We start from the raw sequence: 12,440 nt of genomic DNA, 5'->3' as shown, positions 1-12,440 counted from the left end.
AAAATTTATTTTCGTTCGATATGAGCCTAACTGTTTCTCAAACCCTGAAAAAACAAATCTATCTATTTTTTCTGATTTGTGTTTTCCTTGCTTCCTGTAAAAGAAAAGATAAAATTGATGTCAGCGGCATTGACCTCAACGTAAAAATTGAACGCTTTGACCATGATTTTGACGGGTTTAGAACCAGTAATTATCAAACTAAAGCCCGGCAATTGCAACAGCATTACGGCATTTTTTATAATGATTTTATAGAGCGGATTTTAAATGCCGGAACTACAAATGATACCGCTTATTTCGCTAATTTAAGAATGGTTTTTAAAGCTAAATCTTATGCTGATTTAAAGCATGAGGTTGATTCTGTTTACCCAAATTTAGATAAACAGGAAGCCGAACTGACTGATGCTTTTAAGCACATTAAATATTATTATCCGCAGAAAAAATTACCGCGTGTTTATGCTTATTTTTCTGGTTTTCAGGCACAAAGCTCTATCGGAAATAACTATTTTGCCATTGGTTTAGACCTTTTTCTAGGTGCTGATTCTAAATTTTATCCTGCCTTGATTGAAGAATTTCCGCATTATATTTCACGCCGCTTTACGCCGGACAATATGGTTCCGCGTGTAATTGAAAGTATTGCACGGGAAGATATGTTTGAAGAAAATGCAGATGACGACAAAACACTGCTTTCGAGAATGGTTTATAATGGCAAAATGATGTATTTTATGGACCAGATACTGCCTGATGTGCCTGATTCTACTAAGATTGGTTATACGAATCAGCAGTTAAAATGGTGCAAAGACAACGAAGCAAATTTATGGGGATATTTTCTGGAGGACAATTTACTTTATGAAAGTGATTACCAGAAAATTCAGAAATATTTAACAGAAGCACCTTTTACGCCAGGTTTGGGCGATCATAATAATTCGGCACCAAAACTAGCAGTTTGGACTGGTTGGCAGATTGTAAAACAATACATGGATAAAAACCCGAAAGTATCTTTACAGGAGTTAATGGCTGATCGGGACGAACAGAAAATATTGGACCGTTCTAAATACCGGCCTAAATAAACGTTACTGTTTTTTAGGCGGTAAAAGAAGCATTTATTTTAATATGGTAAAAACCATGCGCAAACAAACGATGATACCAACAATCAAAATGACATTAGAAACAGTATTATAGAAAAAACCATCACCTAAAAAACGGAAATACACCCCAAAAAGTCCAATAAAAATACTGATTGTTAAGATAATATAATTCCGTGTATCGTTTGCTGTAGCCGATTTATTCATGTTTAAATACAATTAATTTGCTTTCAAAAGTAAGCATTTTGCTGAAAGTGAAAAACAGAAAACAGGTTTTTGCAAAATTTTGATTTTGCATTTGATCAAAAACATGCCGTAAAAGAAGCATCAAACAAAAAACCCGGCTAAACCGGGTTTTTTAAGCTTATAACAGGAGCGTATTATTAGCCGTTAGATAAGGCTGCCGCACCACTAACAATTTCGGTCAGCTCGGTTGTAATAGCAGCTTGACGCGCCTGGTTGTACGAAAGTTTTAACGCTTTTAACAAATCTCCGGCATTTTCAGTTGCTTTATCCATTGCTGTCATCCTGGCACCATGCTCTGAAGCATGAGAATCCAAAACAGCCTTGTACAATTGTACTTTGATGTTTTTAGGGATAAGTTCTGTTACAATTTCTTTCTGAGAAGGTTCCAGGATATAATCTACCTGTGCTGTTTTTACCGCCTCTTTTTTATCAGGTTTAGCTACAGGCAACAATTGTTCGGTAACAATATATTGTACGGCAGCATTCCTGAAATGATTGTAAACCAGTTCTACGCGGTCATAATCCCCGTTTCTAAAACCTTGCATAATTGCTTCTGTAATTACAGAAGCGTTCTCAAAATTCAGTTCGCTAAACAGTTCATTATTATTGCCAATTACCTTATACTTTCTACGCTCATAATATTCCTGCGCTTTTTTGCCGATGGCTACTACAAAAACATTATTAGCCCTTAATTGCCCTGCATATTTTTCGGCCACTAAATTGTTGGCTGCTTTAATTACGTTGGCATTAAATGCACCAGCCAAACCCCGGTTAGAAGTAACAGTTACAATGAGTACACGAACAGGTTCGCGTACCTGCATATAAGGAGATGCAGCATCCTCTAAAGTTGCAGAAAGATTAGCCAGGATTTCGTTCAGCTTATCCGCATAAGGGCGCATTTGCACAATGGCATTAGTTGCACGCTTTAGTTTGGCTGCCGAAACCATTTTCATGGCTTTGGTAATTTGCTGCGTTGATGATACGGACGTAATCCGGTTTCTTACTTCTTTTAAATTGGCCATTCTATAGAGTAGTGAGTATTCAGTAGCAAGTATTCAGACTATATATTTCTATTAGAACTAATTGCTTGCTACCTGATACTTTATACTTGATACTTCTAAATTAATAATTAGCAGACAGTTCTTTTGCTACAGTTTCGAGCACGCTGGTTGTAGCATCATCTAATTTACCTGCTTTTAAAGCAGCTAATACTTCCGGATGGCGTAATTCTAACTGGCTGGTAAATTCTGCTTCAAACTCTCTTACCCGGTTTACCGGCACGTTACGCATCAGGTTTTTAGTACCCAGATAAATAATAGCTACTTGTTTTTCTACCGGAACCGGTGCAAACTGAGCTTGCTTTAATATTTCTACGTTACGGGAACCTTTATCTAACACGGTTTTAGTAGCTGCATCCAGGTCAGAACCAAACTTGGAGAAAGCTTCCAACTCGCGGTATTGGGCCTGGTCTAACTTTAAAGTACCAGCCACTTTTTTCATGGATTTAATTTGTGCGTTACCTCCTACCCGAGATACAGAAATACCTACGTTGATGGCAGGACGAACACCGGCATTAAACAAATTAGATTCCAGGAAAATCTGGCCATCTGTAATAGAAATTACATTGGTTGGGATATAAGCAGAAACGTCTCCGGCCTGTGTTTCAATAATCGGCAAAGCTGTTAAAGAACCGCCGCCTTTTACAATACTCCTGATTGATTCAGGCAAATCATTCATGGCTTTGGCAATCGCATCGTTCGCGTTAATTTTTGCAGCACGTTCCAGCAAACGGGAGTGCAGATAAAATACATCTCCAGGATAAGCCTCACGGCCTGGCGGACGGCGCAACAGCAAAGAAACCTCGCGGTAAGCTACTGCCTGTTTAGAAAGATCATCATAAACAATTAATGCCGGACGGCCGGTATCACGGAAAAACTCGCCAATAGCTGCACCGGCAAAAGGAGCAAAAAACTGCATCGGCGCAGGGTCTGCAGCAGAAGCGGCAACTACAATACTATAAGGCATTGCACCATTTTCTTCCAGTACCCTTACGATATTAGCAACAGTAGAATTTTTTTGTCCGCAGGCTACATAAATACAATATACGGGCTGACCGGCTTCATAAAATTCTTTTTGGTTGATGATGGTATCAATACATACTGCTGTTTTACCAGTTTGCCTGTCGCCAATAACCAATTCACGTTGGCCGCGGCCAATCGGGATCATTGCATCAATTGCTTTGATTCCAGTTTGTAGAGGCTCTGTTACTGGCTGACGGTAAATAACGCCTGGTGCTTTACGCTCCAAAGGCATTTCATAGGTTTTACCGGCAATTGGCCCTTTACCGTCAATAGGCTGGCCTAATGTATTTACTACACGGCCTAACATTCCGTCACCTACCTGAATAGAGGCGATTTTTTTAGTTCTGTGAACGGTGTCGCCTTCTTTTACTTCATCGTAAGGCCCTAATAAAACCACACCTACGTTATCTTCTTCCAGGTTTAATACGATACCTTGCAATCCATTTTCAAATTCAACCAATTCACCAGACTGCACCTGGGTTAAGCCGTAAACACGGGCAATACCATCGCCGATCTGTAATACAGTACCAACTTCTTCTAACTCGGATTCTGACTTAAATCCTGCCAATTGCTGACGCAGGATGGCCGAAACTTCGTCTGGTCTTACATCTACCATTTTTTGAATTTATTTTAACTTCTTTATAATTAGTTCTATTTCTTAAAGTAACCCTTCACGGGCATACTTCTTTTACCCTATATTTTTCTTTACTCCTTTGGTTATCCTAAAGAAGTAAAAAAATTATTTAACCAGTTCTGTAACTGATTTTTGATCGAAATCCTTTTTAAGCTTACTTAAAGTACTGGAAATACTGGTATCAAACTGACGGTCGCCAACGGTTAATATAAACCCGCCGATTAATTTCGGATCTATTTTTTCTTCTAAAAGCACTTCGCCTGCCGTAGCTTTTCTAACAACTTCCATCGCTTCGTTACGGTTACTTTCTGATAAAGGAACAGCAGAAACGATTACTGCTTTTACAATATTTTTTTTAAGATTGTATTGTTCCACAAACTCTTTTGCAGTTTCAAACAAAATTTCTGAACGCATTTTGTTCACCATGATCTTAAAAAACTCTAAGGTTGCTGGCTGTACTTTTCCGGAAAAAATAGCAACTAAAATGGCCACTTTTTTTAAAGGGGAAACTATCGGGTTGCGTAAAACAGCATTAAGCGTACTATTGCTTTTTAAGGCTTGTACAAACAATGCCATATCTGTTTTAATCTCTTCCAGCAGGTTTTGTTCCTCTGCAAGGTCGATCAGGGATTTGGCATATCTTGTGGCTACTTTAAACTCAGACATTATTTATGAAGGTATAATTTACCGTTATATTATTTCTTTTGTTGTAACTAACAATCAGTTAAGCTTCACCTCTTTTAAAAGGTCTGTTACCAATTCGTTTTGTTTTTGCTGATCGGCAAATTGTTTGCGTAATATTTTTTCGGCAATATCTACAGAAAGAGTAGCAATCTGGTTTTTAACATCCGCCATGGCAATAGCTTTTTGGTTGTTAATTTCCATTTTGGCCTTTTCAATTATTTTGTTGCCTTCTGCCTGTGCAGCAGCTTTTGCTTCGCCAATTATATGATCTTTCACCTGTTTGGCTTCTTTTAAAATTTGGTCGCGTTCTGCACGGGCCTGTTTTAGCAAAGATTCATTTTCAGTAGTTAAACGTGTCATTTCTTCTTTAGCTGCTTCTGCTTTAAGCAGTGCGTCTTCAATAGACCTTTCGCGTTCGTAAATTGCGCCCATTATTGGCTTCCAAGCAAACTTACCCAACAATACCAATAATATTAAAAATGCAACTGCTGCCCAAACTACAAAACCCAGCCGATCATTTAATAAACCGTCAAATAACTCTTCCATACTGTTTTTATCAACTAAAATTCATGATAGAAGTTGTGTTTGCCGCCAACCGCTGCAAACACAACTTTTAAGGCAATTATTTGCCTAATAAAGCTACAACCACACCAAATAAAGCAACACCTTCAACTAAGGCCGCTGCAATAATCATAGCAGTTTGAATTTTTGAAGCAGCTTCCGGCTGGCGTGCAATACCTTCCATTGCTTTGCCACCTACTTGTCCGATACCAATACCAGCACCGATAACTGCTAAACCTGCACCTAATGCAGCAATACTTCCAGTCATGTTGTTAAAATTTAAAGTTAAATATAATATAAAATTGAAATACTTAGTGATGATGCTCTTCTACCGCTGTACCAATAAACAAAGCGGTTAACATAGTAAAAATAAAAGCCTGTAAAAAAGCTACCAGCAATTCCAGCACATACATAAACAGTACAAATGCAATAGAAACAGGTGCTACTAAAAACGATTTAAAAATAAAAATAAGGGATATTAAACTTAAAACAATAATGTGGCCAGCAGAAATGTTGGCATACAAACGGATCATCAATGCAAAAGGCCTTGATATAATACCAATTAACTCCACAGGGATCATGATCGGATATAACCAAAGCGGCACATCCGGAAAAAAAATATGTTTCCAATAGTATTTATTCGCACTTACGTTTACAGCTATTAAAACAATAGTTGCCAATACAAAAGTAACTAACACATTACCTGTGGTATTTGCTCCGGCAGGAATCAGGCCGAGCATATTGTTGATCCATATAAAAAAGAAAATGGTCAATAAAAGAGGCATGTAACGCTGATACTTATAACCAATATTGGGGCGCGCAATTTCATCTCTTACAAAAACAATTACAGGCTCCATTAAAGACTGGAAACCTTTTGGCGCTTTGCCAACTGTTTTTTTATAAGTTGCCGCAACACTAAAAAAGATAACCATCAGCAGCAAACATGCAACCCAAAGCGCAATAACATTTTTAGTTACAGAAAAATCGTAAATTTTTTTAGAGGTTGCTTTATCTACATTGCCAGATTTGTCTACAACTTTAATCTTATCTTCAACTAATTTGTAGGTATGATATTTGCCTTCATAAGCATCGCGGCCGCGGTTAAAACGTATAGAAGAAAATGTTTCGAGGCCTTGATCTGTAAATAAAATAATAGGAAGCGGAATAGAAGTTTCGTTCCATAAATGCCAGTAGTGCGAATCGCCGATATGCTCTAAAATAGCGGGAGTTGGATTAAAAGCTTCTTGCTTTCCATTTTCTGCATTTTGCTGTCCTGAACTGTCTTGGCTTGCGAATGCTTTAACTACAAAAAACATAGAAAAAGCAGCAAAAAAGAAACCTAACTTAATTTTTTTTGAGTTCAAAATAGTGCTTAAATCCATTAATTATCGCGATTTTTACTTTTGATTTTGGAGGCGCAAGTTACACAACAATGCATAAATTTCAAAGGCTGTATTTAATAAATATAAATAAAAAAAACATCCTATAAAAAGCACATGGTTTACCTGATATTGGTACACGTAAATCAACACAAAAAACAAACAAACCAGTAGCTTAATAATGCTCGCTGCCATAAACACCTGAATGGATTTTTGGGCGTCTTTGCGGTTGGTTGCCAGCGTAAAAAAGCACACCAGAAATGTAAGCAGCGCAAACATGAAAAACATAGGCCAAAAAAGCGGCACCAGGCCTAACCCTTTATAAAAAAATACGTATGCCACGGGAGGCAATGCTATCAGCAACATGGCAAAAAAGTAACTATAAATAAAGTTTAAAAGCTTCAATCTTTTAAAGATTTTAAGATGATGTATAATGAAACAAATACGCCAACTAAAGATAACACAGCAGTAACCCATTGCGTTTGATGGTGTAAAGCTGAATCAATTTTATATCCTGCAAATGAAAACACACCGATAATAATAATCATTTGAAACCCCAGACCGCTGTACTTGATATAATTATTCATGGAGTTGGTTTATCGTTAGGTTTTGTGGATCCAAAATTAGGCAACCAAAATGAATTTTAGTTTGTAATTTGGCATTTGGTTAATTATATACTAATGCTTCTGATAATATTTTAATAGCAAACCAGTTTGATCCGATCTTTCAGTCTTAGTAAAATACTTCTTTTACCCCTGTTTTTTTTATTGGTGGTTGCAGGCTGCTCGTTAGAAAAAGAAAGCGGCTTTAACCGCAGCATGCAAAACCTGACTGCCCATTACAACATTTTGTTTAATGCCCGGCAAATTATCCTGCAAAAAGAAGAATTGATGGCGCAGGTTTATGTAGATGATTTTTCTGAAATTTTGAGCGTTTACCAGGATACCATTGCCAAAACAGCAGCAGGAAGCAAAGATCTGGAAGCGGTTACAACAAGGGCAAACGCTATCATCAGTTTAAAAGACCAAAGCCATTATTTGGGCGATGCTTATTTTTTATTAGGACAAGCCAATTACCTCGGCAGTGATTATTTTAATGCAGTTGAATTTTTTGATTACGTGGTACGCTCTTTCCCTGAAAATAAAGAATTAGGCAGAACAGCATTGGCCTGGAAAGCACGTTCTTTAATGAAACTGAACCAGGTAAAACAAGCATCAGCAGTGTTGGACACCGCACGGCAGGTTTTTGATGCCAAAAAAGAATCGGCAGAAGATATAACAGGTGCCGACTTACAATTTAACATTGACCAGGGGAATTATGAACAGGCAGAAAAACTGGCTGTACAAGCCGTTGATCTGGCAAAAGATAAAAAACAACGCATCCGCTGGACTTTCATTTTAGCGCAATTGCAGGAAGCCAATAAAAAACCGGCCGATGCTTACAAAACTTATTCGCGCGTAGTACACAGCAATGCTTCTTTTGAGCTTGCTTTTAATGCAACCCTAAACAGTTTACGGATTGAAGAAAAGCAGGACGGACAGCCAACAGACCGTATTACACGTTTACGCACTTTATTAAAAGACGATAAGAATATTGATTTTGTTGATCAGATTTATTTCCAGATTGGAGAAACAGCGCTGGCATCGCAAAAAATTGATCTTGCTGTTACTAACTATAAATTGTCGGTTAAAAACAGCACTAAAAATCAGAAACAAAAAGGGCTCTCGTACCTTCGCCTGGCCGACATCAACTTTAAATACAAAACAGATTATATCCAGGCAAAAAAGTATTACGACAGCACTTTGTTAAACCTGTCGCCAGCTTATCCCGTCTATCAGCAAATCCTTAAAAAAGCTAATAACTTACAGTTGCTTGCCAGCCGTTATCAAACAATCAGGCAGCAGGATACTTTGCAAGCTTTGGCTAAATTAAACGAAGCCGACAGAACGGCACGCATCAATTTATTGGTAGATCAGCAGGTGCTGCAACAGCAAGCCGCTCCGGTTACCGTTAATCCAACTATCAACAGCGGCAATGTGATTAACAGTTCAGGCAGAAGTTCCAGTTCCTTTTATTTTTACAATCCCGAAGCAGTTAACCAGGGTTTAGTTAGCTTTCTTCAGGTTTGGGGAAAACGCAGGCTGGAAGATAACTGGCGGATCAGTACACGCACAGTTGCTACGATAACCAGCAATCCAAATGCAGTTAATGATCCCGATGCTGTTCAAAACGTACAAACAACGCAGTTAGCAACTCCAGGTGCCGGAAATTACAAGCAGGAGTTAGTACGAAGTATTCCGTTAACACCTGCAATGTTAGCGCAGTCAAACCAGATTATTTTTAATGCTTATGCTGATATTGCCGGTTTTTACAAAGATATTTTGGGCGATCAAAAAGAATCAATCAACACTTACGAATATTTGCTGAACCGCTTTCCGGATAACCCAAACTTGCCTGTTATTTATTATAGCCTTTACCGGTTGTACACCGACGAGCACAATGAACCGCAGGCCGAAAAATACAAAAACCTGTTGCTAAAAAACTATCCGCAAACGCAGTATGCCAGAATTATTCTCGACCCGGAATATGGTAAAAAGATGCTTTCGGAAGATGCACAGCAAAATGATTTTTATAACACTGTTTATGATTTTTACCGGAAAAGACAATACGATCAGGTAATCGCCCAAACAGATTCTGCTTTAAAAATCAATTCGCAAAATAAATTAGCACCACAATTGGCTTATTTAAAAACCGTTGCATTAGGACATCAGCAAAAACTGGAACCTTTTAAGCAGGAATTAGAGCAAATTGCAGCACAATACCCGGATGACCGTTTAATTACGCCATTAGTTAAACAGCACTTACTTTTTATTGCTGCAAACGAAGCAGTTATATCGGCCCGGCCTTTTGCTTTGATGGATAGCGACCCTAATGATATTCCATTTTCACAAGAGCGTTTTCAGCAGCAGCAAAATGTTGCGTCAAATCCTGCGCCTGTTGCTACTCCTGTTCAGCCTGCTGCTCCTCCAGTTTTATCAGCGCCTAAAAACAGTTTGGTTATTGCCAACACTGCGCCTGTTGGTTTAAACAATAAGCTGAATATTTCTCTTCCTAAAAACACCAAAAAAAGTACGGTAAAAGAAGCATCTAAAATTTTTACGCTTGCAGATAGCACTGAGCTTTATTTTGTAATTAACGTAAACGGAATTTATAACCTGGCGCCTTCGCGTTTTGGTATTGGCCAGTTTAACCGTGCCAATTATCCTGACGCTCCTATTAAACACCAGTTGAAGGAAATCGGACAAAGCAATCAATTAATTTATACCGGCCGTTTTTATTCTTTGGGTGAAGTGAAAGAATATGCGCATAAAATTGTACCGCTTTTGCCACAAATAATGAAAGTTCCGGCAGAGAAATATAATTTCTTTATTATCAGCCGGAAAAATCTGGATAAATTAGCCGACTCAAAATTGTTAGACAGCTATTTTGAGTTTTATCAAGCTAATTATCTCTGATGAGAACTAAGAAGGAACAACCAAAACAAGATTTTCGACAATACAACATCAATTTCTGGAAGCTGGTAGCAGGCGTATTTTTCTTTTTTGTTCTGCTTTTTACGGCAGTTGCCTTTCAGTTATTTGGCAAACTGCCTTCTTTCCGCGATCTGGAAAATCCAAAAAGTAATTTAGCCAGTGAAATTTTATCAGAAGATAAAAAAACATTAGGCACTTATTATGTTCAGAACCGCTCTAACGTAACTTATGATCAATTATCTCCGAATGTAGTTCATGCACTTATTGCCACAGAAGACACTCGTTTTTACGATCATTCCGGGATTGATTTTCGTCGTGTTTTTTCAATTATCTTTTATAATCTCATCGGCAAAAAACAAGGCGGAAGTACTATAACCCAGCAGTTAGCGCTCAATTTATTTTCTGAACGTGCGCATAATCCTTTTAAACGGATCATTCAGAAACTACAGGAATGGATTACTGCTGTTAAAATCGAACGTAATTACACGAAGGAAGAAATCCTGACGATGTATTTAAACACCGTTGATTTTGGCGCTTATAATACTTTCGGTATCAAATCTGCCGCACGCACTTATTTTAATGTTACGCCTGATAAACTTACACCAAATCAGGCAGCGCTTTTGATAGGGATGGTAAATGGCCCTGGCATTTATTCGCCGATCAATCATCCGGACAATGCCATTAACCGGAGAAACTTCGTTTTGAAAAGAATGGCGGATGAGAATTTTTTAAGTGAAGGCCAGGCCGAAGAAGAAAAAGCAAAGCCCTTGGGACTGCATTTTAATCCGATTGATCAGAACGACGGCCTGGCAACTTATTTTAGGGCTGTACTTAAAAAAGATATCCAGAAAACGTTTAATGATTTATCTATCACAAAAGCTGATGGAACTCCTTATGATCTCGATCGCGATGGTTTAAGGGTTTATACTACTATTAACTACCAAATGCAGGATTACGCAGAGCAAGCGCAAAGAGAATACATGCGCGATTTGCAGAACCAGTTTAACGCGCATTGGAGAGGCAGAAGTTTATGGAAATCCATTCCTGATTTTAAAGCTATTCTGGATAAAGGTATGCGGCTTTCTGACCGTTACCGGATGTTGAAACAGGACGGTGCATCAGACGAAGAAATCAGAACGGATTTTAATACGCCGCAAAGAATGAACCTTTTTACCTGGAAAGGAAGCATTGATACCACGATGAAACCGATTGACTCTATCGTTTATACCAAATTAATTTTACGCAATGCGATGATGTCTATGGATCCAACAACAGGCTATATCAAAGCCTGGGTTGGAGGTGATGATTTCGAGCATTTTAAATACGATCAGGTAAAAATGGGAACTCGGCAGATTGGTTCTACCGCTAAACCTTTTACTTATGCGGTTGCGATAGCAAATGGCATGTCGCCTTGTATGGAACTTCCGGTAGAACCTGTTACTATAGTTACGGATGGTAAGGCCTGGACTCCCTATTCACCTCCAAAAGATAATGTTTACAGTTCTTTAAGCCTGCGTAAAGCTTTGGCTATCTCCCACAACTGGATTGCAGCTAATGTTATGAGCCAGGTTACAGCAGTACCAGTTGTTAACCTTATCAAAAAAATGGGTGTTAACAGTCCGAATTTACAACCTTATCCATCCATTGTTTTAGGAACTTTTGATGCTTCTGTTTTTGACATGACAGGTGCTTACAGTGTTTTTGCCAATCATGGTGCATGGACGGAACCAATTTATCTATTACGTGTGGAAGATAAAAACGGCAATTTACTGTACGAACGTAAACCCAAAGTTGTGGTAGCCATGGACGAACAAACTGCTTACGTAATGACCTACATGCTAAAAGGGGTTATTCAGGAAGGAACTGGTTGGCGTTTAAGAAGTAAATATGGTTTAACCAATCCAATTGGTGGCAAAACCGGTACTACGCAAAATAATTCCGATGGTTGGTTTATTGGCATTACGCCGCAATTGGTAACCGGAGTTTGGACAGGTTGCGAAGATATGCAAATCCATTTCCGAACAACAGAATTAGGTGAAGGCGCTAATACAGCACTTCCGATTTTTGCATTATATATGAAGAAAGTTTACGCTAACTCCAGCCTCGGCATTAAAAAGAATGTTGATTTTGACCCGCCTAAAAACGGTGTTAGCATTACGATGGATTGCGGCGCTTACAGCCAGCAGCAGCAGCAAAAAACAGAAGTAGATAAACAATTAGGCTTTTAAGCGTTTACTAAT

At 38.4% G+C, this 12,440-nt stretch carries 11 protein-coding genes; 3 read left to right on the top strand and 8 right to left on the bottom strand.

The window, feature by feature from the left end; genetic code table 11:
- Positions 1-20: 20 nt before the first annotated feature.
- Complete coding sequence (gene gldB, locus GO621_RS02045) at positions 21-1,067, top strand: gliding motility lipoprotein GldB (protein WP_157563720.1); 1,047 nt, start codon at positions 21-23, stop codon at positions 1,065-1,067.
- A gap of 33 nt (positions 1,068-1,100) precedes the next feature.
- On the opposite strand, the gene GO621_RS02040 is transcribed toward gldB, so the two are convergent.
- From GO621_RS02040 to GO621_RS02005, 8 genes are all read right to left on the bottom strand, one after another.
- Positions 1,101-1,289 carry a hypothetical protein gene (locus GO621_RS02040; protein ID WP_157563717.1) on the bottom strand — a complete coding sequence of 63 codons (189 nt, stop codon included), beginning with the start codon at positions 1,287-1,289 and terminating at the stop codon, positions 1,101-1,103.
- A gap of 176 nt (positions 1,290-1,465) precedes the next feature.
- Positions 1,466-2,350 carry an ATP synthase F1 subunit gamma gene (atpG, locus tag GO621_RS02035; protein ID WP_157563714.1) on the bottom strand — a complete coding sequence of 295 codons (885 nt, stop codon included), beginning with the start codon at positions 2,348-2,350 and terminating at the stop codon, positions 1,466-1,468.
- 100 nt (positions 2,351-2,450) lie between these two features.
- Positions 2,451-4,025, bottom strand: coding sequence for a F0F1 ATP synthase subunit alpha (gene atpA / locus GO621_RS02030; RefSeq protein ID WP_157563711.1), 1,575 nt, complete (start codon positions 4,023-4,025; stop codon positions 2,451-2,453).
- 123 nt (positions 4,026-4,148) lie between these two features.
- On the bottom strand, positions 4,149-4,709 hold the full coding sequence (gene atpH, locus GO621_RS02025) for an ATP synthase F1 subunit delta (RefSeq protein WP_157563708.1): 561 nt from the start codon (positions 4,707-4,709) through the stop codon (positions 4,149-4,151).
- Positions 4,710-4,763: 54 nt separating this feature from the next.
- Positions 4,764-5,273, bottom strand: coding sequence for a F0F1 ATP synthase subunit B (gene atpF, locus GO621_RS02020; protein WP_157563705.1), 510 nt, complete (start codon positions 5,271-5,273; stop codon positions 4,764-4,766).
- A gap of 76 nt (positions 5,274-5,349) precedes the next feature.
- Positions 5,350-5,556, bottom strand: coding sequence for an ATP synthase F0 subunit C (atpE, locus tag GO621_RS02015; RefSeq protein WP_157563702.1), 207 nt, complete (start codon positions 5,554-5,556; stop codon positions 5,350-5,352).
- 43 nt (positions 5,557-5,599) lie between these two features.
- Positions 5,600-6,652 carry a F0F1 ATP synthase subunit A gene (atpB, locus tag GO621_RS02010; RefSeq protein WP_317163373.1) on the bottom strand — a complete coding sequence of 351 codons (1,053 nt, stop codon included), beginning with the start codon at positions 6,650-6,652 and terminating at the stop codon, positions 5,600-5,602.
- A gap of 416 nt (positions 6,653-7,068) precedes the next feature.
- Complete coding sequence (locus GO621_RS02005) at positions 7,069-7,254, bottom strand: AtpZ/AtpI family protein (protein ID WP_157563696.1); 186 nt, start codon at positions 7,252-7,254, stop codon at positions 7,069-7,071.
- A 126-nt stretch (positions 7,255-7,380) separates the two neighbouring features.
- On the opposite strand from GO621_RS02005, the gene porW reads away from it, so the two are divergent.
- The gene (gene porW, locus GO621_RS02000; protein ID WP_198170098.1) at positions 7,381-10,182 is read left to right on the top strand and encodes a type IX secretion system periplasmic lipoprotein PorW/SprE; all 2,802 of its coding nucleotides are present in this window, start codon (positions 7,381-7,383) and stop codon (positions 10,180-10,182) included.
- Positions 10,182-12,428 carry a penicillin-binding protein 1A gene (locus GO621_RS01995; RefSeq protein ID WP_157563690.1) on the top strand — a complete coding sequence of 749 codons (2,247 nt, stop codon included), beginning with the start codon at positions 10,182-10,184 and terminating at the stop codon, positions 12,426-12,428. The genes porW and GO621_RS01995 overlap by 1 nt, the downstream gene beginning before the upstream one ends.
- The last annotated feature ends 12 nt before the right edge of the window (positions 12,429-12,440 follow it).

The organism is Mucilaginibacter arboris (genome assembly GCF_009754915.1).
Lineage (GTDB): Bacteria > Bacteroidota > Bacteroidia > Sphingobacteriales > Sphingobacteriaceae > Mucilaginibacter_A > Mucilaginibacter_A arboris.
The sequence above is the reverse complement of the archived record's forward strand: the minus strand, read 5'-3'. Positions and strand labels throughout refer to the sequence as shown.

What these genes read in the sequence shown, in the direction of transcription:
- atpE (WP_157563702.1), bottom strand. Translation starts at nt 5,556, where the DNA reads ATGACTGGAAGTATTGCTGCATTAGGTGCAGGTTTAGCAGTTATCGGT.
- atpA (WP_157563711.1), bottom strand. Translation starts at nt 4,025, where the DNA reads ATGGTAGATGTAAGACCAGACGAAGTTTCGGCCATCCTGCGTCAGCAA.
- gldB (WP_157563720.1), top strand. Translation starts at nt 21, where the DNA reads ATGAGCCTAACTGTTTCTCAAACCCTGAAAAAACAAATCTATCTATTT.
- GO621_RS02005 (WP_157563696.1), bottom strand. Translation starts at nt 7,254, where the DNA reads ATGAATAATTATATCAAGTACAGCGGTCTGGGGTTTCAAATGATTATT.
- GO621_RS01995 (WP_157563690.1), top strand. Translation starts at nt 10,182, where the DNA reads ATGAGAACTAAGAAGGAACAACCAAAACAAGATTTTCGACAATACAAC.
- atpG (WP_157563714.1), bottom strand. Translation starts at nt 2,350, where the DNA reads ATGGCCAATTTAAAAGAAGTAAGAAACCGGATTACGTCCGTATCATCA.
- atpH (WP_157563708.1), bottom strand. Translation starts at nt 4,709, where the DNA reads ATGTCTGAGTTTAAAGTAGCCACAAGATATGCCAAATCCCTGATCGAC.
- GO621_RS02040 (WP_157563717.1), bottom strand. Translation starts at nt 1,289, where the DNA reads ATGAATAAATCGGCTACAGCAAACGATACACGGAATTATATTATCTTA.
- atpF (WP_157563705.1), bottom strand. Translation starts at nt 5,273, where the DNA reads ATGGAAGAGTTATTTGACGGTTTATTAAATGATCGGCTGGGTTTTGTA.